This is a genomic window from Agrobacterium sp. LY4 (genome assembly GCF_001526585.1).
Classification (GTDB): domain Bacteria; phylum Pseudomonadota; class Alphaproteobacteria; order Rhizobiales; family Rhizobiaceae; genus Agrobacterium; species Agrobacterium leguminum.
On the sequence record NZ_ASYA01000023.1, the window covers coordinates 1 to 22,695 of the forward strand.

Here is a 22,695-nt window from a genome sequence, read left to right on the forward strand (position 1 = left end):
TTATTGCGCTCAAACTTGCTCTTTGCCATGTGAATTGCTTCCTGTGAACGTGAAGTAGTTTCCCCGGCGTACCGGTTTGGTGTCGCCGTTTAAGGCTTTGTAAGCGAATGCGCAAGACTTAATTGTGAAAGCGTCTTCGCGCGCGCCCTAAGCGTGCCTTGAGGCCCGTATATGGTATCTGATTTGCGACATTCAAACCCTCGCGAGGGCGAAGCGGGCAACGGCCCAACGACCCCCTCCTCCGGAATGGCCGATCACTAAATAAGATATTTCTATCACAACTTCTTTACCTGCACCGGCATGATGGCTTAAGGACATTTCATCGCCGGGGGGAGACGGGCGACTGGAATCCGGCGTGGACGCGCCATCCCAAGCCATATCTCGATCCGTCGCTTCCCTCGCGACCTCTCTATCCGTTTCAGGACCATCCCATGGAAATCTTCACAGCCGCCGGTTTCACGGCATTCTTACAGGTCATCGCAATCGACCTCGTGCTGGCGGGCGACAACGCCATCGTCATCGGCCTTGCCGCTGCCGGTCTGCCCGCTCACCTCCGCCGCAAGGCGATCCTGGTCGGCATCATCGCCGCCACGGTTCTGCGCATCGGCTTTGCCGCCGTCACCGTGCAGCTTCTCGCCATTGTCGGCCTGCAATTGTTCGGCGGCCTGCTGCTCGCCTGGGTGTGCTGGAAGATGTGGGTCGAACTGCGTGAGGCCGCAGGCTCCATCGAAGACGAGGTGACGGACGAAGAGGCCGACCTGACCAAGGGTCACAAGACCTTCTTCCAGGCCGCGACCCAGATCGTCATCGCCGATGTTTCCATGTCGCTGGATAACGTCCTTGCCGTCGCCGGCGCCGCGCAGGAACATGTGACGGTGCTCATCATCGGCCTCGTCGTTTCGATTGCGCTCATGGGTCTTGCTGCCAACTTCGTCGCCAAGCTGCTGCACCGCTATCGCTGGATTTCCTATCTCGGCCTGATGGTCATCATCTATGTCGCCCTCAACATGCTGTATCACGGCACCCTCGAGGTTCTGCCCTATCTCCAGCCCTATCTGAGCTGAAACGACCAGCAGACACGCTTCTCCAGAAGGCCCGGAAACGCCAGTTTCCGGGCCTTTTTCATGGCCTGCGCCCATCAGGTCCCCTCACCCGATATGCCGTCGCAGGACAGGAAGAATCAATCGCCGCGCTTGCTGCAACATCGGGAGAAGACAGGGAAATCGTGAATTTTCGCCGATGGATTCTAACAATTGAGGTCAGCCACGGGCAAGCCTAGGGAGCTAGTCAATAAGTCATAATAATAAAAAGAAAGGTAAAGCTGCCAATGGCTTATGACTGGAGCGGCGGTCGTACCCGCCGCCTTCGCAGGGTGAGGCTCGGTGTTGTCGCCAGCTCTCTTATCCTGCTGGCGCTTCTTGCGTCGCTCGTTCTTGGCTGAACGCGCCGCGCGCGCACTCCCACGCTGACCGGCGGCATGGCAAGGTTTTCAAAAACCGCCCTGCCGCCGCTCCTTTGCGGTAAAGCTCCCGACGATCAGGACTTCTTCGCTTCCACGCAATGAACCGGCTTTTTCATCTCCGGATCCGCCATCAGATCGTAAAGATCCGCCTCCTCGCCCTTCGACCACCACACATAAATACCGCCCTGATATTTCGCGCCCGAGCCGGAAATGACATTTGCGGCAACGGTGACGCCATCCTTCAGCCCCAGCCGCACGAGGCTGATCTCACCGGCACTGAAATAGACGGCCTCCACCTTGTCGGCGGCGCATTGGTAGACGGTCTCCACCTTTTCAACCGTCGTGTCATTCGGAAGCGGAATCACCAGCTCTTCAGCCATGGCGCCGGTAACGACCGACATGGAGAAAGCTACAAGGCATGTCGCGGCAACGGATTTTTTCATGATGACCCTTTCCTGATTTCACCGAACCATAAGGTCACGCCAGCAAAGCCGAAATGGGGCGGCCGCCTCTCACCATATCAAATTTTCGGGAATATCGGCCTCGCAGGCATGTGGCAGCTTTATCGCCGCACAGGCCCTGCGGCACTTTCATTCAGGCCGGCAAGCTGTGATAAAACCTATCGAAACAGCCAATAAACGACGCCAAGGATCACCGTCCACATCAGCAGCGATATGGCCAGCACGGTGAGATAGTTTCGAAATCGTCTGGTCATCCGCCCACATTGCCGGCGAGCCGTCATCGGACAGCCGCAGCCGTTGAATTGCTGGATGCGGATCAAGCCGCAGGGTCAAGTCTTTCTATCAAGAGACTGAATCGCAAGCCATTCGCAGATTTTACCCGCCGGAAAACGGGGTTGCCCCATACCCCGCGTTTCCACCCATCAGGAAACGGACTCATCCGCGACCAAATCCTGATCGCGGATAGGAAGCGATATCCGCATCTGCCGGCGAATGGCGGCAAGGGGAAAAGGGGCCAAGGGCAAACGATCACGGTCGAATCGGCTCACGCGTTATCCGAAACCATGTCGGATAACGCGCCAGCGCCGGAGGTAATCCGCCCCTGCCTGTCTCAGCTCTTCAGGGCCGTGTTGCACAGGCTCCAGTAGCCGCCGCCCTTCTGGATCCATTTCAGATCGCCGAGCGTGCCGTCATTCTTGTTCTTGTGATAGGAGTCGACACAGGTTTTCAGGCGGGCCTTTGCGGGCGTCTCGCTTGAATATTTCTTATCGACAGCACTCGGGAAAGCGACGCCCTTCGGGGCCTTTGTCGTCGCTTTTGCGGGTTCTTTTTCGGTGGTGGCCGCGACCTGCTTGTCGTCGGCCGCATCCTCGGCTGCCGCCTCGCTGCCGCAGAACTTGGCGCGATAGTCGTTCCACTTGACGTCCTTGGCCGACCCGTCGGCTTTCGCCGCCTGATATTTCACGCTGCACTCCTTCATGGTGAGTGCGGCTGCGGGGGAGACAAACGCCGCCGATGCCAGCAGCGCAAAGGATGAGAGAATGACAACCCTGTTAAACATTGAAGACTCCCGTTTGCATGATTGCCGGCCGACTATCTGACCGGATTTTCCGCTTGTCAACGAGCAGTGCGAAAGGACGGAAAGTGAAGCAGGTGGGAATGGAACTTGCTTGCCGGACACACCGGCTTCCCGGTGAAGGCAGCATCGCACCGTCATCATGAAAGCCGCCGCAGGACGGAGAGCACCCCGAGATTGCCGCTTCAACCGCCTCCTGCGCCCAGCCCGGAGAATCACGTGTTCGTGTGACGTCAACCCTTCACCGGAACGAATTTCCTAAGTTTTCGTTAGCATACCGAACGAATAACGAGGATTTATCGATGTTGAGGATGCCGAAGACCATCTCCGCGCTCGCTCTTGGCGTCGCGATATCTGCCGCTGCTGTCGTGCCCGCCCAGGCGTTGAGCCTCATACAGCCGGCCTACGAAACACAGGCGCAGGCGCAGAATTCAGATCAGCGAGGTTACCCCGCGTCTGCCTTTGCGGCAGGGAAAGGCGAAGAAGCCACGCCCAACGGCTACGCCCTGTCTCAAGCCGAAATCGACCATATAAAATGGTGTGCAGCGCGTTACACATCCTACCATCCCACCGACAACAGCTATATGGCCCCTGCCGGCACGCGGACGCAGTGCCGCTCACCCTATTGATTCGGCTGAGGCCCGGGGAGCATCTCCAGCCCGGGCCGTCGCCGACAAGATAAAATTTACCTTAAATTCTACTGATCTGAACCTTTTGCCCGGCCAGCCGTTTGAAGGCGTGCCAACGGGGAAAACGCGATGTTTTGGAATCTGGAAAAGCTTGAACAGGAGCGACTTGATCTGATCGAGGTCATCACGGCCCTGCGTCGCGTGGAGCGCCTGTCGAAAACGGATCGCACCTCGATCTTTGAGGAAATCACGGCGCATATGGGAAGGCTGAGCGAACTGGACGCGGAGAAACTGCGGATCCAGTCGGCGCTGGAGCCATCCTGAAGACGCGTTCTGCATGGTGTGCCCCCCACAGACGCAGTCAGACCTCATAACAAGGCGCTCAGGAAGAACGCCCTTCCTACAGGTGGAAAAATGCCAGAAGACGGCAGCATGTTTCCGCCGAGGAAAAAGGCGGCAAAACAGCGCTAAAGAAACTTATTGATGATATTGGGGAGAAGGTGGAGCGGGTAGCGGGAATCGAACCCGCGTATTCAGCTTGGAAGGCTGCTGCTCTACCATTGAGCTATACCCGCGGTGGTGATTTCGATCCGTGCAGAATGGTGGAGGGAGTTGGATTTGAACCAACGTAGGCGTAGCCAACGGATTTACAGTCCGTCCCCTTTAACCACTCGGGCATCCCTCCAGCTTTCTGCTAGGATCGAGCGACCAAGCTCTTCAGATTTCGCTGCGGCGAAGCGCCGTTGCGTCGTCTGTGGCGCGTATATGACGGCCTCGTTCGTTTCTGTCAACACGCCCTTTCACGAATTTTCGGGAAAAAATTCAAACCTCTTTACGGCCCTGTGGATTATCGCGGGGGCTGGTGCGCGCCTTCCGGCAGAGATATAAGGCGCCATGAGCAAAGACGATCCCAAGAACAAATCCACCCGCGACACGCACTATGCCAACCTGCGCCGCGCCGTGCGCGACGCCAAGCGCGAGCGTGGCGAAATTCCGACCCCGCAGCAACAGAAGCGCAAGAACCGCGGCGCGGACGACTGGAAGCCGCCGCAGCTTGCGCCGGATCAGGTGCATCTTTACGGCCTGCATACCGTGCGTGCGGCACTCGCCAATCCCGAACGGCAGATCGTCAAGCTCTCCGTCACCCAGAACGCCTTTGCGCGTCTCGATATCGGCGAGGCCGATGCCCAACCCTTCCCAGTCGAGATGGTTTCGCCGCAGGATATCGACCGTGTGCTCGGCCCCGAAGCCATCCACCAGGGCGTGATGCTGGAAACCCGGCCGCTGCCGGTCAAGCGTCTCGGCGCGCTGAAGGACAGCCCGCTCATTCTCGTGCTCGATCAGGTCACCGATCCGCACAATGTCGGCGCCATCATGCGCTCGGCGGTCGCCTTCAACGCCGGCGCCGTCATCACCACCATGCGCCACAGCCCGACCGAGTCGGGCGTGCTGGCGAAATCGGCTTCCGGTGCGCTGGAACTCATTCCCTATATCCAGATCACCAATCTGGCCGATGCGCTGGGCGAGCTGCACAAGCTCGGCTTCTTCTCCGTCGGTCTGGATTCCGAAGGCCCCGCCCCCATCGAGCAGACGTTCAGCGGTGAAAAAATCGCGCTGGTGCTGGGCGCCGAAGGCAAGGGCCTGCGCCAGAAAACGCGCGAAACCGTCTCGGCGCTCGCCCGTCTCGATATGCCCGGCGAGATCAAATCGCTCAACGTTTCGAATGCGGCAGCGATCGCCCTTTATGCAACGCAGCAATTTCTGGGCAAAGCGTCGTCCTGACGCTTCGCCTTCCTTGCGAAATCGCAAAGCGCAACGCATGCTGCGCCTTTATCATTCGCACGGAGCAAATCTCAACATGACCGACCAGACCATCAAACCGACCGGCGAGCTGACGCTCAGAACGCTCGCCATGCCGGCCGACGCCAATCCGGCCGGCGATATTTTCGGCGGCTGGGTCATGTCGCAGATGGACTTGGCGAGCGGCATCCGTGCAGCGGAGCGTTCCCGCTGTCGCGTGGTCACCGCGGCGGTCAAGGAAATGGCCTTCGAGTTGCCGGTGAAGATCGGCGATACGCTGTCCATCTATACCGACATCGCCCGTGTTGGCCGCACCTCCATCACGCTGACGGTGGAAGCCTGGGCGCAGCGGTCGCGTTATGACAAGCTGGAAAAAGTCACCGCCGGAACCTTCATCATGGTGGCGATGGACGAAACCGGACAACCCACGCCCATTCCGGCAGCGGAATAAGCGCGCTGCGGCGCTGGGCTCCAGCGCCGCTCTCCATTTAGCATATATCCGGCAAACAACGTCGGCCCACCCGCGTTGCCGGATCATTCTTCGCGGGAAAGCCGGGGTTGCGGGAAGGCAGCGCAATAGACGCCGATATTGGCTTTGAACCGCTCCGCAAAATGCAGGGTGAATGAATTCTCGAGCGGAAACGGGCTTTGCAGCACCTGCCACGGCAGTTGCTTGAAGAGACCAGACTGGCCGTATTTCGGCAAGATGTTAATCGCGAAACTGCCCTGCTCATAGGCTGCTCCCGCCCACCGCGCATCCCTGCACCGCCAGCCGTTCTCGTGCTTTTCCCATTGATCAGGCTGATACAGTGCCGCCCATTCGAGCATAAGGTCCAGCGCTATGATCCCCTTGCACATGAATACGCCTGCATTGAAGGGACTGCGCCAGACAGGATTGTCGGACGCGTAGATGAAAACTTCATCGCCCGCGAAAAACCGGGTGACCGGTATCGCAAGATCGTGGACGACCGCGTCGGTATCCAACCACAATACAATATCGTAGCCGGATTTCAGATAGAACATCACGACATGGGGCTTTGCCCAAAATGGCGGAATTTCCATCCCCAACTGGTTGACGAAAAAGTGCTCATAACCGTGCTGTCTTGCATAGTGCGAATTGCGGACGATCAATGACGCAAGAAACCCAAGCGTATCGAGTGGACGGCTATCGAACTGCACCACGGCTATTTTCATGAAAGATACCCTGCGACCGCCATTTATTGCCTCACAAGGCGCGCCGAATTGAAGAAATCGCTGATCACCATCACTGCATGGAGTGAAGCACATATGAATTAATTCTGAAATTTACTTTCTTAAGTGAAATAAAATAACATAATAATATTCTTTATTATCAAATAAAAAATACAGATCACGAGTGAAATACACGGATTCTCACTTGTGAGTCCAATTAAAATCGAAAGTAATTGGACAATATAAACATACAACTGGGATCAGGGTGCGCGCGCTTGTTGCCCCTCCCATCCCGTCATTGTGTCGCGGTGACATTTCGCCGCAAATATGACATTCCGGTTGCATGGGATTCATTCGCAGGATCATGCAGGACAGAAGTTCGGCTGGCGCCATCGCCATGCTGGCGGTTCTGCTTTTCCTTTTGCAGGGCCTCGCTAACGGCCTGACCAGCGGCAACATGGCGATGGCCGCGCTGGCGGCGGATGAAATCATCTGTTCCAGCCATATGCCGGAAGGCGGCTCCGGCAAACAGAACCCCGCCGGCAAGATCGCCGACGATTGTTGCGGCACGCTCTGCCGTCTGGCGTCGGCCACGGTCGCCGCTCTTCCGGTTATTCCCATCGAGCGCGCGGACAATATTCTCCCCGCGGTCGAAGTCGCCTTCCTGAACGTCGACGCGGCGTTGCCGCCATCGCCGCCCAATCTGGAATCGCGTCCACGCGCACCTCCCTCCGCTCCGCAGCGCTAGAACACTGTCCGGCCTGCCGGAAAATCAATTCTCTTGCGGAGACATCCATGTCCGTTACGACCTCTTTCGAGGGCGAGCGTGCGCCTGCGCATTCCTCGTCCGCAAATCTTTACCGCGCCGTATGGCGCTGGCATTTCTACGCCGGTCTGCTCGTCCTGCCCTTCATGATATCGCTCGCCGTCACCGGTGCGCTTTATCTCTTCCGGGACGAGTTCGATAATCTCATCCATTCGGATCTGAAGCGGGTCGAAGTGGTGCAAAATGCGCCGAAAGCGCTGCCTTCCGAGATCGTGAGTGCAGCACTTGCGGCCGTTCCCGGCACAGCCGTCAAATATACCACCCCCGCCGATCCGGGCGCATCGACGGAAATCACCGTCAATACGGCGGATGGAAAGCGGGCCGTCTACGTCAATCCCTACACTGCTGAGGTTGCGGGCTCCCTGCCGGATCGCGGCACCGTCATGTGGACGATCCGCTATCTCCACAGCCTGAAATATTTCGGTACCTATGCCCGCTATCTGATCGAGATCGCCGCCGGCTGGTCCATCCTTCTTGTCGCCACCGGCATCTATCTCTGGTGGCCGCGAAAGCAGACCGGCGGTGTCGTGACCGTGCGCGGCACACCGAAAAAGCGGGTGTTCTGGCGCGATACCCATGCCGTCACCGGCATTTTCGTCGGCTTTTTCATCGTTTTCCTTGCGGTCACCGGCATGCCCTGGTCGGGCGTCTGGGGTGCGAAGGTCAATGAATGGGCGAATGGCAGCAACTTCGGATATCCGGCGGGCATCCGCACCGATGTTCCGATGTCGGGCGAACATCTCGATCACGTGGCGAAGACGAGCTGGTCGCTGGAGCAGGCGAAAATACCGGAATCCACCCATTCCGCCGAAGGCCAGCCAATCGGGATCGACGAGGCGATAACACGTTTCGACGCGCTCGGTCTTGCCGCCGGTTACGCTGTCTCCCTGCCGGGAAAACCCACGGGCGTTTATAGCGGTTCCGTCTATCCAGACGATCTGGCGCAGCAACGTGTCGTCCATCTCGATCAATATAGCGGCAAACCGCTGATCGATATGAGCTACGCCGACTACGGCCCGCTCGGCAAGGCGCTGGAATGGGGCATCAACGTGCATCTGGGCCAGCAATATGGCCTCGCCAACCAGATCGTGCTTCTGGCGGCCTGTATCGGCATTGTTCTGCTTGCCGTATCCGCCGGCATCATGTGGTGGAAACGCCGCCCCAAGGGTTCGCTCGGCGTGCCGCCTTTGCCGCAGGAAAAACGCGTCCTGCACGGTCTGCTCGCCATACTCGCCATCGGCGGCATCATTTTCCCGCTGGTGGGTGCGAGCCTGCTGGCCATGCTGGCGCTGGATCTGATCGTACAGTCGCGCCAGAAACGACGTTCAATCTGAAAATGAAAACAGCCGGGCGAAAATCCCGGCTGTTCCCCTGCTATCGGCAATGCGACGGCGACGGCCCTCAGAACATCGTATTGTTGTTCGCCGCCGTTTCCGGAACAGGCTGGATCACGTCCCAGTGCTCGGTGATCTTGCCGTCGGTGACGCGGAAGATATCGACGATGGCCCTGCCGCGATCGCCTTCATTTTCCGTCGAATGGATATGCAGATAGACCAGATCGCCATCCGTTGCGCTGCGAACGATCCGCGCTTTCGACTGCGGATTCTCCTTGAAGAAGCCGGTAAAATAATTGACGAACGGCGCCTTGCCGTCCGGCACCATCGGGTTGTGCTGCTTGTAGCTCTCGACGAGGACGGTGGCGCCCTTCGCCACATCATGCTTGTTGAAGACCGTGTCGTAAAACTCGATCACCAGTTTGCGGTTGGCTTCTTCCTGCGCGAAGTCCCGCGCTGCGGTTTGCGCCAGAACCGGTGCGGCCATCAGCGCGGGTGCAAGGGCAAGGGTGGCGACGGCAAGACGGCGTGTTACGAAATTCATGGGTGATACCTCTCAATAACCGACGGTGAAACGCTGGCGGGAATGCTGCGGCTTCTCGATTTCATCGACAAGCGCGATGGCATAATCTTCGAAGGAAATGCGACTGCCCTCCTCGTTGCTGAGGAGATTATCCTTGCCGATGCGGAATTTGCCCGTTCTTTCGCCCGGCACGAATTCGGCGGATGGCGACAGGAAGGTCCAGTCGAGCTGCTTTTCCTGTTTCAGCCGGTCCAGAAACTCCGCACCCTTGGTAGCCTCAGCCTTGTAGGCGGCCGGGAAATCCGGCAGGTCGACCACACGCTGGCCCGGCGCGATTTCAAGGCTGCCGGCGCCGCCGACAACGAGATAGCGCTGAACGCCGGAGCCGCGCACGGCCTCGATCAGCGTTGCCGGATCGCTGGCGGTGAAATGCACCGAGCTGATCACGGCATCGTGACCCTTCAGCAGTTCCGAAAGCCCTGCCTTATCGAAAACATCGCCCTTCTTTGCCACCACATTCGGCAGGCTGGCGATCTTTTCGGGATTGCGGGCGATTGCCGTCACCTGATGTCCCCGGTCGGAAAGTTCCTTCAGAATACGGGACCCGGCATTGCCGGAAGCGCCGATGAGCGCGATTTTAGCCATGGCTTCTTTCCTCTTGTCACTATCGTTACCGGTCTAAATTATAGACCGCGAAGAAGAGCTATGGTATCGCAGCCATAGCCGCAAGAAGTCAGCGGCGGCTGATCTGGTCACATGGCGATGACCTGCAAAAGTAAAAAGGGCAAGGGGTAAGGACATGGCGGATACGCAGACGAAAGAGGTTTTTGCCTTCGACCAGCCCTGCCCCATCCGCGACGTGCTCGACCGCATCGGCGATCAATGGAGCCTATTGGTTCTGGAGGCCCTGCAGGGCGGCGTGCTGCGCTTCAACGAACTGAACCGCAGGATCGACGATATTTCCAAGCAGATGTTGTCGCGCACGCTGAAGCGGCTGGAAGAAGACGGCTTCATCCGCCGCACGCTTTATGCCGAGGTGCCGCCGCGCGTGGAATATGAGCTGAGCAATCTCGGCCGCTCGTTTCTGGTGCCTATGCAATTGCTGGTGCAATGGGCTGACGAGAACCACGTCCGCATCTGCAAGGCCCGCCTGCAATATTCCGAAAACGACAGTCGCGGCTGACCGGAAGCGGGTCGCGTCTAACCCAGCCGGTAAACCTTGCAGACCAGCCCCGCCGGCTGGCGATAGGTCGTAAATCCCATGGCGTCGTAATAGCTTTGCCCGAGCATGTTGTCCGCACCGATGCTGGCATCGATATTCTGAAGGCCACGCGCCGCCGCCGCGCTGCGCGTTGCCGCGAAGAGAGCGGATCCCACACCTCTTCGCGCCGCCTGCGGGCTGACATGGGTGCCGATGATGCCCCAGCCTTCCGCCACGCCATAGGGATTGTTCGTCCGCGCATAACGCAGCGACTGGAAGCCCAGAATACGCCCGTCGTCGTCCTCGGCGACCGAGCATTCGATACGGTCGGCGTGCTGGATGTAATTCTCCATCACCGCCGTAATGTCCGTCGGTGCTTTTCGGAGGCCGGCCGAGAATATCTCGTTCTGAACCGCCGCCATTCCGGTTGCATCGTCAACTGTCGCAGGCCGTATTTTCATCGATACATCACCTCATATCCGTTGCGACTGGTTCCGGGTCGGCAAGACGCCGGGGTATTTATTCCTTTTCAGGAGCGGAAAATGAAGGAAGCACCGAAAGCGATCAACGCAAAACCGATCACGTGATTGATGGTGATGCTTTCCTTCAGCCAGAAGATCGAAAACAGCGCGAAGACCGCGAGCGTGATGACTTCCTGAATGGTCTTGAGCTGCGCGGTGGAATAGACCTCAGAACCGATGCGGTTCGCGGGAACGGCAAGCACATATTCGAAGAAGGCGATGCCCCAGCTGGCGACAATCGCCAGGAAGAGCGCGCTGCCCTTGTGCTTGAGGTGGCCGTACCAGGCGAAGGTCATGAAAACATTGGAGGCGATAAGCATCAGGACAGGCCAGATATGGGCAGGGCTGATTGAGAACGGCATGATGGGTCCTGGAAAAAAGGGAGGGATGTCATGAAATGCGGCAGGAGAAGGCAGTCAGAAGGGAACCCTCATTCCGCCCGTATGGATTTGCTCTAGCGCATCCGCCCGAAAACCGGAATCGATTTCCTACGGATTTGAGCAAAGCTGTCTTCAGCCGCTACGCAACGCATCCGGCCGAATTTTGTTCCGCACGCTTCGTTTCCTTTTTGTACTCATTTTTTCACCGCATCCCCTTCCCTTTATGCGTGACTCCCTCCATATTTCGCCCATGGCCAGATCACCGAAAAACTCCACCTCCTCGCCCTCGGGCTTCGAGGAAGCTCCGCAATCGTCCTTCGAAGGCGCGCCGCTCAGCGGCAGCGTCGCCGATTGGGTGAAGCAGCTCGAGGCGGAAGCGGAGGCGTCCTCCGTGGAAACCCAGCGCGAAATCGCCTCGAAGGCGGGCAAGCACCGCAAGAAGATCGAGATCGAGGCACGCAAGGAAGCCCAGAAAGCCCCCCCGAAGACGGCCAAGAACACCACGGCCTCCAAGACCGCACGCGGCGTTTCCATTGGCGCATCGAGCGATCCGAAAACCCGCGCCGCCGCCGGTCTCAATCCGGTTGCCGGCATGGACGTATCGCTGGAGGATGCCGCCAACCTCGCGCCGGGCGCCGTCACCGCCACGGTGGACGCGCTGTCGAAACTGATCGAGAGCGGCAATCCGCTGTTCAAGGACGGCAAGCTGTGGACGCCGCACCGCCCGGCCCGCCCGCCGAAATCGGAAGGCGGCGTCGCCATTCGCATGGCCTCGGACTACCAGCCCGCCGGCGACCAGCCGACGGCCATCAACGACCTCGTGGAAGGCATCAATTCCGGCGAACGCAGCCAGGTGCTGCTCGGCGTCACCGGCTCGGGCAAGACCTTTACCATGGCCAAGGTGATCGAGGCGACGCAGCGCCCGGCTGTCATCCTCGCCCCCAACAAGACGCTGGCCGCGCAGCTCTATTCGGAGTTCAAGAACTTCTTCCCCGACAATGCGGTGGAATATTTCGTCTCCTACTACGATTATTACCAGCCGGAAGCCTATGTGCCGCGCTCCGACACCTTCATCGAGAAGGAATCCTCGATCAACGAACAGATCGACCGGATGCGCCACTCCGCCACCCGCTCGCTGCTGGAGCGCGACGACTGCATCATCGTCGCCTCGGTTTCCTGCATCTACGGTATCGGTTCGGTCGAGACCTATACGGCCATGACCTTCCAGATGCAGGTGGGCGACCGGCTGGACCAGCGCCAGCTTCTGGCCGACCTCGTGGCCCAGCAATACAAACGCCGTGACATGGATTTCCAGCGCGGCTCGTTCCGCGTGCGCGGCGATACCATCGAAATCTTCCCGGCCCACCTTGAGGATGCCGCCTGGCGCATCTCGATGTTCGGCGACGAGATCGATTCCATCACCGAATTCGACCCGTTGAGCGGCCAGAAGACCGGCGACCTGCAATCCGTCAAGATTTACGCCAATTCGCACTATGTCACCCCGCGCCCGACGCTGAACGGTGCGATCAAGTCGATCAAGGAAGAATTGAAGGGCCGCCTCGCCGAGCTGGAAAAGGCCGGACGCCTGCTGGAAGCCCAGCGGTTGGAACAGCGCACCCGCTATGATGTGGAAATGCTGGAGGCGACCGGCTCCTGCGCCGGCATCGAGAACTATTCGCGTTATCTCACCGGCCGCAATCCCGGCGAACCGCCGCCGACCCTGTTCGAATATATCCCTGATAATGCCCTGCTCTTCATCGACGAGAGCCACGTCTCCGTCAGCCAGATCGGCGGCATGTATCGCGGCGACTTCAGGCGAAAGGCGACACTGGCCGAATACGGCTTCCGCCTGCCCTCCTGCATGGACAACCGGCCGCTGCGCTTCGAGGAATGGGACGCGATGCGCCCGCTCACCGTGGCGGTTTCGGCAACCCCCGGCTCATGGGAGATGGAACAGTCCGGCGGCGTCTTCGCCGAACAGGTCATTCGCCCGACCGGCCTCATCGATCCGCCGGTCGAGGTGCGCTCCGCCCGCAGTCAGGTCGACGACGTTCTCGGTGAAATCCGCGAGACCGCCGCCAAGGGTTACCGCACGCTCTGCACCGTGCTGACCAAACGCATGGCCGAAGACCTGACCGAATATCTGCATGAACAGGGCGTCCGCGTCCGTTACATGCACTCGGATATCGACACGCTGGAGCGCATCGAGATCATCCGCGACCTGCGCCTCGGCGCTTTCGACGTGCTTGTCGGTATCAACCTCTTGCGCGAGGGTCTCGATATTCCCGAATGCGGTTTCGTCGCCATCCTCGATGCCGACAAGGAAGGTTTCCTGCGCTCGGAAACCTCGCTGATCCAGACCATCGGCCGCGCCGCCCGTAACGTTGACGGCAAGGTCATCCTTTATGCCGACAATATCACCGGCTCGATGAAGCGGGCGATGGAGGAAACCTCCCGCCGCCGCGAAAAGCAGATGGCCTATAACGCCGAACACGGCATCACGCCGGAATCAGTCAAGGCGAAGATTTCCGACATTCTTGATTCTGTTTATGAGCGCGATCACGTAAGGGCCGATATTTCTGGCGTTTCCGGCAAGGGCTTCGCCGATGGCGGCCATCTGGTCGGCAACAATCTGCAGGCCCATCTCAACGCGTTGGAAAAATCCATGCGCGACGCCGCCGCCGATCTCGACTTCGAAAAAGCCGCCCGCCTGCGCGACGAAATCAAACGCCTCAAGGCCGCCGAACTGGCGACCATGGACGACCCTATGGCCAAGGAGGAGGCCCGCGCCATCGAAGGCGGCGGAAAAAACAACAGACGCAGCCACTTGTCAATCTCCCCGCCGGAGGGTGAGACATCCGGCAGGACGGAGGCGGGCGCCGCAGCGAACGAAAGCGGCAAATCCCTCTTCGCCAAACCCTCGCTGGATGAAATGGGCCCCGGCTCGGATGCGGGAAAACCCCTGTTCCGCAGGAACACGCTGGACGAGATGACGGTGGGCAGGACCGAAAAACCCGTGCGTGGCGCAGTGCCCGACAAGCCCGAGACCGAGCCCGGCAAACGGTTCTCACCGTTGCTGGAGGGGCAGCCGGAGCGCGCGACGGACGATCCGCGGCCGCTGGTGCGCGGCAAGATCGGCGCGGGTTCCTATGAGGATGCCGGCGAGCAGAAGCGCAAGAGCCGAACCAAGGGCAAGACGGGCCGGCCGGGGCGCTGACTTCAAAGAGAGTGACGTTGTTATCGCTGTGGTGAGTGCAAGGTGCCCGGCTGCGTCTTCTTCCCACACAATCCGCAACTCGTAGTAGACAAGCAATCGGGGTTTCGAACCTACGTATCCGCTCTCATTTTCACAATTTTCGCGTACCGGTCGCTTCAATATTGAATATTTAGTGATGGCTAAGCCAGCAAGCGACCTTTATTGCCGATAGAATTTTCACGACACTTATCTAACTCTCTATTCAATCTGTGATGGAAAAGCGTAGATATCATTTTACACCGATGTAGATTGATTCTTGGAGACCTGATAGATGCCCTTCGCAAATTTCGATCCGTTAAAGATCGCAAACTCCCATTCGCTTGATGAAGCCGCTATTGTTCGAAGGCAAAAGCGTAACATCCATTCAATCTTGCATTCCTATGTTGGCTGGTATGACCCATTTGCGGAACTAATTCAGAACGCATTGGATTCTGTAGACAAGCGGTCGAGACAAATCGAACAAAGTTACATAAAGCGTGTCAGAGTAATTGTGGACATAAGGTCAAATCAGCTAACGGTATCTGATAATGGAACAGGTCTAGACGAAACTACCTTCCATCGCTTTCTAGCTCCAAACGAATCCTTTAAGGATGGCGACGCACGCGGGAGCAAAGGCGTTGGTGCGACCTACATAGCGTATGGCTTCAACCACCTCAGAATAGACACAAAAACTAAGACGTTTTTGGCGTCAGGCATAATGGAAGGCGCGCGTAACTGGCTTCACGACGACGCCGCCCCCGAGAGTCCTCAAGTTGTGGCCAGCGCCTCCCCATTTGTTGATAGCGAATTCTCTAATTTCGAAACCGGTGTCTCGATTACGATTAAGTTCGATTCCAAAACAAAACCGAGCACGCTGGCCTGGCCGAACCTACGTGATGCTCGATCATGGTATATCGCGCTCTCGATCAAAACTGCTTTGGGCGCGGTTAAAATTGATCCAGCAGTAGATTTTACTGTTGTATGTATAGATCGCGATGGAAAGCAAACAGTTCATACCTCTGAACGGATTGGGTTTACTCACCCCCAAGCGCACCTTGAGAAGGTTAAAGATTACGATTTCGTTATTTCAAAGTTGCAAGAAAATTTCGAAAAAAAAGGTGCAGGTGCTGGTCTACCACCGTCACTGTCTAATCTTGAGGCTATTGAGCTTAACTGGGACCACATAAAGATAAATTCGCGTCTAACCAAGTTACAAGAGCATCAACGAAATTTCATAGCGGATCACCGATGCTCTGTTTCAGCAGTATACATATATACTGCTGAAATTTGGAAAAGGTTAGCTTCAAAAATTGGATACAAGAATACCGCCAACTTGTATGCCCCTGGAATCCAGCTAGCCGCAGATAATATGCCACAGGGCGAAACAATACAGGTCCCACTGACAAGATACACAGGCCGGCAAAATCAGGTTTTTTTCCTAATTCATTTTGAAAACTGCATCGTTGACCTTGGAAGAAAAGGTTTCGATAAAGATTTTGTCGACATCGCGAAAGAAATTTCAACATATATAGTACAAGATATATTCTCTAAGGTTCGAGATTGCCTTAAAATAGATGATCTTCGAAAAACAAGTCTTCTCGAAAAACAGAAAGTTAATGGATGGAAACAAGATTTGATTGAACACGAGGCATCTAATCCTCTATTTTTACGCAACGAAAATTTTTTCAATCCTATTAATGAAATCGCAATAACTGCACAACCGTCAAGGGAGCAGGATGTCATTGCATTGTTCAATCAATTGATAGCCGGGGGCGTAATTCGAGGCATTCGTATTGTTGGCACCAATGAACAAATGACTTACGACGGGGCCGTTCGAATTTCAGTCGGTCCAGACTATGAGAAGCACGAGTTCAACGCAGAAAAAAATCCTCTTGGAATATCCTCCTCTTATAGAAATGACTATGAAGAGAATCACCCCAGCGGATTTCTCTCAAATGACATAATGATTCTTGAGTACAAATACTCTGTAAACGGTTTAATAAACGACATTGGAACCGGAGACAAGAAAACATCAGAGATAAATCTTATAGTGTCGTGGGAAATGGGTGAGGAATACGAAAAGCTATTCAGCGTACATTCCCTACTAACCCCGGATGGAAGAATAGATAGAGATTATCATGGGATAACTCACAAGTTCTTCGATGAACACGGCAATCATTGCTTCGATGCGGTAATTCTCAAAGATCTTATCAGTTATCTAAATTCGCCTAACGATGAGGAAGTGGAACAACTGCATCGTTATGGCTAATAATTCGTGAAATATCTCTGCGACGGTATTAACCGTCGCAGATTATGGGCTAGCCTCCAAAATAGACGCGCTCAGCATGCGGCTCGCTAATAACCCGCTACAGGAAAGAGATTTGAAGAAATCGAACCGTTCCGAACGCTTCGCGGAGTGTACACCATTATAGAGCATACTCGCTGGAACCAAATTCACGCTTCACCGTTTCCTCCCCGAACGCAACGTTCAGCATACAAAGGGAAGAAACATCATGAAAATCAAGGTCATCGCTCTCGCTGCGGCAGCAGCGCTCTCCTCTTCCGTGGCTTTTGCCCAGACGCCCGCCACGGCTCCTGCTGCCGGCGCGGACGCCACTTTGTCCGGCCCCGGCATTACCATGGGCACCAAGGCCAGCGGCCCGCTGAAGTTCGTCAATGTCCAGAAGACCGATCTCACCGCCTCCCAGCTCGATGGCATGGACATCTATAACGCGCAGAACGAAAACATCGGCGAAATCGAAGATGTCGTCATCGGTGACGGCAAGTCGGTGATCGGCCTTGTGGCCAGCGTCGGCGGCTTCCTCGGCATCGACAAGAGCTATGTGGTGCTCGACCCGGCTTCCGTCGCGGTCCACAACGACAACGGCACCTGGAAGGCCTATGTCGACACCACCAAGGAAGCGCTTCAGAACGCTCCGAAGCTCGATTACGACAAGCTGGACGACTGATTACCCCTGCAGTCCGCAAGCTTGTCCCCCCGCGCCCTGTCGCGGGGGTTTTCATATGTGGTACTCTATGGGAAAACCCGGCGCTCCCCGCCGGAGGGCCCTTGCCTGACGGCGCGCCTCTCGCCTATCTTCGGCGCGCAAATCACCAAGGATCGCTGCGTGCCCGCCAATAGCCTCTTTTCCTTTGCCATCAGCACCGCCATCGCGCTCGGCGCCCTGCCGCTGTCAGCGCAGGCGGCCGACTGGAAACCGGCCGAGCAGATAAAAACCTATGCCATCAGCGGCAATACGGGCGGTGCGCTTTATCAATCGATTGGCGAGCGCGGTCCGACCGCCGGCGTGCAGGCCATTGCCCACACCACCTTCAAGCTGACATGGCGGCGGGATTACCGTCCGCAGCCGGATGGCGCCTGCGTGCTGGCCACCGCGAAGCCCAATCTCACCATCATCTACACCTGGCCGAAAGCGCCAGCCAATCTGCCGTCCGCCGTCGCCGCCAGCTGGAGGACCTTCATTTCCGGCGTGGAAACCCATGAACGCGTCCATGGTGACCATATTCTCGACATGGTGAAAAAGATCGAAGCCTTCAGCATCGGGCTAAGGGCGGAGAACGATGCCAAATGCCAGAAGGTGCGCGCCGTTCTGCAACAGCGTCTGGGTGAGCTTTCCAACGAGCAGCGCCAGCGCGGCCGCGATTTCGATCGGGACGAGCTTTCCCCCGGCGGACGGGTGCATCAACTCATCCTCGCCCTCGTCAACGGCCCCTGAACGGCCGCCTATTCCGCCGCCTCGCCTTTCAGCAAAGGCTCGGCCAGCGTCACGCTTTCCAGCTCATAGGAATAACCTTCGAGCATCGTATAAGCCTGTTCGATTGCCTCGATCTGGGCTTCGGCGTTACGGATGGCTTCGGCGATGGACTGGCTGCGGGCGCGCAGCATCGAACTCAGCACATCGGTTTCCGGCTTGCGGCCCAGACGGTCCATATGTTTGCGAACCCGGGTGCGGTGCCGTTCCAGCTCGAGAATATGGAAACGGCTTTTCAGAATATCGTCGGTCAGCTTGCGGCGCATGGCGGCCACGGGGTCGAAACTGCCGGGTTCGCGTTCGTCCAGAATGAATTCATTCACCAGCGTTTCCAACATCAGCAGGCCCTTGAGGTCCTTGGCGTCGGCAAGCTGCGGATCGTAGCCGGTATCGTCGAATACCTTACGGCGCACCGGATCTTTCAGCAGCTCATAGGCCGTCTGCAGGCGCGCGAATTGCTCGGCATCGCCGCCGCTATCGGGATGCGCGGCCTTGGCCACCTTGCGGTAGGCCGACTTGATCGCCGCCTCGTCGGCATCGCGCTCCACGCCAAGCAAAACATAGGGATCAATCACAAAAACACCTTCAAACGCAAACTGTTACCCGCATGCCCAACACCGCTCCCGTCTGGCACGCGGGCGGATCATAGGCCAATTCCGCCCGGCGCGGCACCCCGCCCGGGCGGTTAAACCGGCAAAGCCCACACAAAGCCTCGCGGCGCGCCGCATCAAAACGGGCGGAAAAGCCCTTGATGCCGAAATTTGTCGGACCCAAGGCGACTATAATGACAGGCAGGACAAAATTGTGGAAAGCGGCGGCAAAACATGCCGCACGGTTTCGCACAGCGCCTGCCGCAGCCGGCGGGAAAACACCGCAGGAAGAAGCGTAACCAGCGCGTTTTCAGGGGGTTATGGTGGAAAGACGTCAACGGGTGTAAGCTTGGCCTTTGGATTAGAAGGGAGGATGATCCGATGCCGCAAACGATTACCCAGACCGTCACGGACTATGTCCATGCCATGGCCTATGCGGATGAGAGCCTGATGCGTGACGTTTTCGACCCACGCGCCAGCATCGTCGGAACCTTCGAAGGCGAAATCGAATGGCTGTCACTGGAGGACTTTGTCGACCAGATGCGCAAAAGCGAACGCGGCCTCCCCGATCACGATCCCGCTTTTGAAATCATGGGCATCGACAAGGAAGGCGACAGCGCCTCGGTGAAGCTGACGACCCGTTTCGACGGGATGGATTTTTACGAATATCTGTCCCTGCTGGAACGCGACGGCAACTGGTCTATCGTGCACAAGCTCTATCACATAAAACCGTAGGCGATCATCGAAACCGCCACCCCGCATTGTGCGCTTGCGCGTTCCACTCGCAGCCTCGGCTCGCGATCCAGTTATTTTGCCGCTGAGGAGCTAGAACAGGTCGCTGTAGATCGCCGTTATCCAGAGCGCGTTAAAGAAGAGCCAGATAACACCGAGCCACATGATTTTGCGGCTGCTATCGGTTCTCATCGCCACAATCGCGATAAGCAGACCGCCGACGATCCTTGCCAGATACCATGGCCCGAGCTGTTCGAAGTGTTCCCTGCCCTTGATGTAGGTGTCCACCAGATCGAAGACGAACGAGGCGGCAAACAGGGCAAAGAACGCATGTCGCCTGCGCACGAAAAAACTTTCCCGTTCGGACAATTCCTGAATGTGATCGGGATAAAGCAACGTCGACATCAAAAAGAACAGCGACGTGTAGACCAGAACGAAAATGTAAATCCAGAAATTCCAGTTGTGGATGAGCCGCAAGGCAAACTCCCACCACCAGAAATGCACCGCTCCGAGAAGCAGGACAATCGACCAGACGATCTGCGCGTGCATGCGGTCGGTTTTCTGCGGCTCCTGCAGCCTTCTGGAAAGACCGGACAACACCCTGGTAATGGCCAGGCCGAGGATGAGGCTTACCAATATCCGCAAATGACCATATGCATCCATTGAAAGCGCCCGCTGTTGCTCAACTTATCCGCCGAACAATATGCTTAAACCTTCGGGCTTTACAACTCTGGCGGATGCCACGCCCTTCCCGATCTCGCCTTCTAGTGGGCTGAACCGGCTTCCCAATGCGAAAGTTCCCCGGGCTGGCAGGCCGAAACCGGTCACTCCAGTTTCATCAGGGCTCAACCGAAGGCAGCGGCAGACACAAAGCGTCAACCGGTGCATTCAACCGAATAGATTTCAGGATTAAGCGATTGATTTTACTGGTGCCCCCGGCAGGGTTCGAACCCGCGACCCCCTGATTACAAATCAGGTGCTCTACCAACTGAGCTACAAGGGCAAGCCAGTGCCTTGCCAACTATCAGATTCTGACTTGGTGTAAAGCAAAAACTAACGCCGCGGCATCCACAGACCGCTTTTCCACACCGTGGCCGGCCGGGCTGTCCGCATGATCGCAATTGTAGCAAAAGGCCCGGAAAATAAGCGAAGTATTTACGCAGCACCAATAGAATGGCGATGAAACATAACCATTCCAGTGAGAACAACGCATCATATGCGCGCGAGCATACAGAAAATCCAGCTGACGGGCACGATCATCATCGCCGTAAGCTCCATCCTGCTGGCAACCCTTGCCGCGCTGCCCAGCGTCTACAATTTTCTGCGTTATCGCACCAATGCCGCGCAGCTCACCCGCTTTGAAACCGCTCTCCAGTCCGCATGGCTGGTGTCGGCCGAGCGAGGCCCCGCCAATAATCTGATGGGCGCATCTGTGCCGGATGCTAGGCTGGCCGAAGGGCTTGCCGCCGCGCGAAAGGCAACGGACGACAAGCTGTCAGAGCTGGAGAAATCCTTCGCCGACGATATCAGGACACAGCCTGAACTGGCGAAGTCACTTGCTGAAACCCGCCAGAAGCTCGAGCAATCGCGGGAGCTGGTCGATCAGGTTGCCGCGCTCCCCCCTGACGCGCGTAACCACGGCGCAATGTCCAACGCGATTTCATCGATGTTCAAGGCGGCGGACAGTGTCAATCTGCTTCGCGGCAGGGCCGCACGCGCCATCATCAAGGTGACACCCGACGTGGCGATTGACATCGCACTGACGGGCACGGCGGGCGTGATGCGGGACCGTATCGGCCGCCTCGGTTCCTATGTGATCATGAGTCTCAAGGCGAACAGGCAGGAAAAGCTCGGTTATCGCACCAAATTCGATACCGAAATGCAGAGCCTGCTGTCACTAAGGGCATCGCTGATCAATTATACCGCCGCTTATCTCTCGACGCCGCAACTGGACGAGGCATTGCGCGATCTCGAAACCTATTATTTTGGCCAGGCTTTGCGTTACGCGCAGAACACGATCGTAATGGCCGTGCCATCCGCCCAACCAAGCGCACTTGAATTCTCCAGAAACTATATCGACGGCATGCGGTCGTCCGACACCCTGCGCGACCTTATTCTGTCCGAAACGCGCGCGCGGATCGAAAAGAAAAAGCAGGAGGCCCTGATCTACGGCGGAACCTCGCTCTTTCTCGCCGGCATCGCGGTTCTGGTGCTGTTGCGGCTGACATCCGTTTACAAAACCGCGCTGTTCCGTCCCATGCAATCCGTCCAGGCGCAGATCGCCGCCATCGCCGGCGGTGATCTTTCCGAGAGCAATCATGAGGACAGGGTTGCTCCGGAAGTGAAGAAGATGTTCGAGGAACTGGATTTCCTGCGTGAACAGCTTCGCCAGAAGGGCGAAATGGAAAACCAGCAGCGTGCGCTGGCCGAACAGCTGCGCACCCTTTCCGAAACCGATGCGCTGACCGGCGTCTTCAACCGCCGCGCACTCGAAAAGGCGGTTCGCTCCATATTGACGGGCGAGGAGCAATGTCAGTCGCTCGGCGTGATGATTGTCGATATCGACCATTTCAAATCGATCAACGACCGTTATGGCCATGCCATGGGTGACATCGCGCTTCAGAAGACCGCGGGCCTGTTGCGCAGCGCATTGCGCAAGGACGACATTCTTGCCCGATATGGCGGTGAGGAATTCGTCGTCGTGTTGCAGGATGTCAGCCACGCCACGGCGACGGCCACGGCCGACCGCCTTCGCCGCCTGATCGAAGCCCAGACCATCGACGAGCAAAGCAGCCTTTCGCTGACGGCAAGTTTCGGCGTGGTCTGGCAGGAAGCGCGTGCGATCAACAGCTGGGACGAATTGATCGCCATCGCCGACGACCGGCTTTACGAAGCCAAGCGTGCGGGCCGCAACCGGGTCTGGGCAACCTATTTCCCGAAGGTCGCGAACGGCTAAGAACAT

23 protein-coding genes and 3 tRNA genes are annotated in these 22,695 nt (G+C 57.3%); 14 read left to right on the plus strand and 12 right to left on the minus strand.

What is annotated here, in order from left to right; all coding sequences use genetic code 11:
- Window positions 1-431 precede the first annotated feature (431 nt).
- Window positions 432-1,064, plus strand: a complete 633-nt coding sequence (locus L904_RS17680; RefSeq protein WP_035263395.1) for a TerC family protein — start codon at window positions 432-434, stop codon at window positions 1,062-1,064.
- 472 nt (window positions 1,065-1,536) lie between these two features.
- Here L904_RS17680 and L904_RS17685 read toward each other — a convergent pair whose 3' ends face one another.
- The gene (locus L904_RS17685) at window positions 1,537-1,905 is read right to left on the minus strand and encodes an MliC family protein (RefSeq protein ID WP_035263393.1); all 369 of its coding nucleotides are present in this window, start codon (window positions 1,903-1,905) and stop codon (window positions 1,537-1,539) included.
- Window positions 1,906-2,533: 628 nt separating this feature from the next.
- Window positions 2,534-2,983, minus strand: a complete 450-nt coding sequence (locus tag L904_RS17690; RefSeq protein WP_035263391.1) for a hypothetical protein — start codon at window positions 2,981-2,983, stop codon at window positions 2,534-2,536.
- Window positions 2,984-3,300: 317 nt separating this feature from the next.
- Here L904_RS17690 and L904_RS17695 point away from each other — a divergent pair, with 317 nt between their 5' ends.
- Entirely contained in the window at window positions 3,301-3,627 is a 327-nt protein-coding gene (locus L904_RS17695; RefSeq protein ID WP_035263389.1) for a BA14K family protein, read from the plus strand.
- A gap of 129 nt (window positions 3,628-3,756) precedes the next feature.
- Window positions 3,757-3,951, plus strand: a complete 195-nt coding sequence (locus tag L904_RS17700) for a hypothetical protein (RefSeq protein ID WP_035263387.1) — start codon at window positions 3,757-3,759, stop codon at window positions 3,949-3,951.
- Between the two features lie 177 nt (window positions 3,952-4,128).
- Here the strand turns inward: L904_RS17700 and L904_RS17705 are convergent.
- Both L904_RS17705 and L904_RS17710 read right to left on the minus strand, forming a co-directional pair.
- A tRNA-Gly gene (locus L904_RS17705) sits at window positions 4,129-4,202 on the minus strand.
- 25 nt (window positions 4,203-4,227) lie between these two features.
- Window positions 4,228-4,312, minus strand: a tRNA-Tyr gene (locus L904_RS17710).
- 209 nt (window positions 4,313-4,521) lie between these two features.
- Between L904_RS17710 and rlmB the strand changes: the two genes are divergently transcribed.
- Together rlmB and L904_RS17720 are read left to right on the plus strand one after the other, a co-directional pair.
- Window positions 4,522-5,409: a 23S rRNA (guanosine(2251)-2'-O)-methyltransferase RlmB gene (gene rlmB / locus L904_RS17715; RefSeq protein WP_035263385.1), complete on the plus strand. Its 888-nt coding sequence runs from the start codon at window positions 4,522-4,524 to the stop codon at window positions 5,407-5,409.
- Window positions 5,410-5,485: 76 nt separating this feature from the next.
- Window positions 5,486-5,878 (plus strand): acyl-CoA thioesterase, encoded by a 393-nt coding sequence (locus L904_RS17720; RefSeq protein ID WP_035263398.1) that lies wholly within the window; start codon window positions 5,486-5,488, stop codon window positions 5,876-5,878.
- An 83-nt stretch (window positions 5,879-5,961) separates the two neighbouring features.
- Here L904_RS17720 and L904_RS17725 read toward each other — a convergent pair whose 3' ends face one another.
- Window positions 5,962-6,621: a hypothetical protein gene (locus L904_RS17725; RefSeq protein WP_183044079.1), complete on the minus strand. Its 660-nt coding sequence runs from the start codon at window positions 6,619-6,621 to the stop codon at window positions 5,962-5,964.
- 340 nt (window positions 6,622-6,961) lie between these two features.
- Here L904_RS17725 and L904_RS17730 point away from each other — a divergent pair, with 340 nt between their 5' ends.
- Window positions 6,962-7,366, plus strand: a complete 405-nt coding sequence (locus L904_RS17730) for a DUF2946 family protein (RefSeq protein ID WP_035263382.1) — start codon at window positions 6,962-6,964, stop codon at window positions 7,364-7,366.
- 47 nt (window positions 7,367-7,413) lie between these two features.
- On the plus strand, window positions 7,414-8,778 hold the full coding sequence (locus L904_RS17735) for a PepSY domain-containing protein (RefSeq protein ID WP_035263380.1): 1,365 nt from the start codon (window positions 7,414-7,416) through the stop codon (window positions 8,776-8,778).
- A gap of 67 nt (window positions 8,779-8,845) precedes the next feature.
- Here L904_RS17735 and L904_RS17740 read toward each other — a convergent pair whose 3' ends face one another.
- Window positions 8,846-9,322, minus strand: a complete 477-nt coding sequence (locus tag L904_RS17740) for a nuclear transport factor 2 family protein (protein ID WP_035263378.1) — start codon at window positions 9,320-9,322, stop codon at window positions 8,846-8,848.
- Between the two features lie 12 nt (window positions 9,323-9,334).
- Window positions 9,335-9,946: an NAD(P)-dependent oxidoreductase gene (locus L904_RS17745; RefSeq protein WP_035263375.1), complete on the minus strand. Its 612-nt coding sequence runs from the start codon at window positions 9,944-9,946 to the stop codon at window positions 9,335-9,337.
- A 154-nt stretch (window positions 9,947-10,100) separates the two neighbouring features.
- Between L904_RS17745 and L904_RS17750 the strand changes: the two genes are divergently transcribed.
- Window positions 10,101-10,484 (plus strand): helix-turn-helix domain-containing protein, encoded by a 384-nt coding sequence (locus L904_RS17750; RefSeq protein ID WP_035263373.1) that lies wholly within the window; start codon window positions 10,101-10,103, stop codon window positions 10,482-10,484.
- A gap of 17 nt (window positions 10,485-10,501) precedes the next feature.
- Here the strand turns inward: L904_RS17750 and L904_RS17755 are convergent, their stop codons facing one another.
- Together L904_RS17755 and L904_RS17760 are read right to left on the minus strand one after the other, a co-directional pair.
- Window positions 10,502-10,924, minus strand: a complete 423-nt coding sequence (locus L904_RS17755) for a GNAT family N-acetyltransferase (RefSeq protein ID WP_035263371.1) — start codon at window positions 10,922-10,924, stop codon at window positions 10,502-10,504.
- A gap of 107 nt (window positions 10,925-11,031) precedes the next feature.
- Entirely contained in the window at window positions 11,032-11,385 is a 354-nt protein-coding gene (locus tag L904_RS17760; RefSeq protein ID WP_003507620.1) for a DMT family protein, read from the minus strand.
- Window positions 11,386-11,653: 268 nt separating this feature from the next.
- Here L904_RS17760 and uvrB point away from each other — a divergent pair, with 268 nt between their 5' ends.
- The 4 genes from uvrB (at window position 11,654) to L904_RS17780 (ending at window position 18,375) form a co-directional block, all read left to right on the plus strand.
- Window positions 11,654-14,620, plus strand: a complete 2,967-nt coding sequence (gene uvrB, locus L904_RS17765) for an excinuclease ABC subunit UvrB (protein WP_035263396.1) — start codon at window positions 11,654-11,656, stop codon at window positions 14,618-14,620.
- A gap of 310 nt (window positions 14,621-14,930) precedes the next feature.
- On the plus strand, window positions 14,931-16,907 hold the full coding sequence (locus tag L904_RS17770) for an ATP-binding protein (RefSeq protein WP_035263369.1): 1,977 nt from the start codon (window positions 14,931-14,933) through the stop codon (window positions 16,905-16,907).
- Window positions 16,908-17,151: 244 nt separating this feature from the next.
- Window positions 17,152-17,607, plus strand: coding sequence for a PRC-barrel domain-containing protein (locus tag L904_RS17775; RefSeq protein ID WP_035263367.1), 456 nt, complete (start codon window positions 17,152-17,154; stop codon window positions 17,605-17,607).
- A 159-nt stretch (window positions 17,608-17,766) separates the two neighbouring features.
- Complete coding sequence (locus tag L904_RS17780) at window positions 17,767-18,375, plus strand: DUF922 domain-containing Zn-dependent protease (RefSeq protein ID WP_035263365.1); 609 nt, start codon at window positions 17,767-17,769, stop codon at window positions 18,373-18,375.
- A gap of 8 nt (window positions 18,376-18,383) precedes the next feature.
- Here the strand turns inward: L904_RS17780 and L904_RS17785 are convergent, their stop codons facing one another.
- A complete protein-coding gene (locus L904_RS17785; protein ID WP_003522436.1) occupies window positions 18,384-18,986 on the minus strand; it encodes a J domain-containing protein in 603 nt (200 codons plus the stop codon).
- A gap of 396 nt (window positions 18,987-19,382) precedes the next feature.
- On the opposite strand from L904_RS17785, the gene L904_RS17790 reads away from it, so the two are divergent.
- Window positions 19,383-19,736, plus strand: coding sequence for a nuclear transport factor 2 family protein (locus L904_RS17790; protein WP_003522435.1), 354 nt, complete (start codon window positions 19,383-19,385; stop codon window positions 19,734-19,736).
- Window positions 19,737-19,826: 90 nt separating this feature from the next.
- Here the strand turns inward: L904_RS17790 and L904_RS17795 are convergent, their stop codons facing one another.
- Together L904_RS17795 and L904_RS17800 are read right to left on the minus strand one after the other, a co-directional pair.
- Complete coding sequence (locus L904_RS17795; RefSeq protein WP_003522434.1) at window positions 19,827-20,396, minus strand: hypothetical protein; 570 nt, start codon at window positions 20,394-20,396, stop codon at window positions 19,827-19,829.
- A 264-nt stretch (window positions 20,397-20,660) separates the two neighbouring features.
- Window positions 20,661-20,736, minus strand: a tRNA-Thr gene (locus L904_RS17800).
- 213 nt (window positions 20,737-20,949) lie between these two features.
- On the opposite strand from L904_RS17800, the gene L904_RS17805 reads away from it, so the two are divergent.
- A complete protein-coding gene (locus L904_RS17805) occupies window positions 20,950-22,689 on the plus strand; it encodes a GGDEF domain-containing protein (protein ID WP_035263364.1) in 1,740 nt (579 codons plus the stop codon).
- Window positions 22,690-22,695 lie beyond the last annotated feature (6 nt).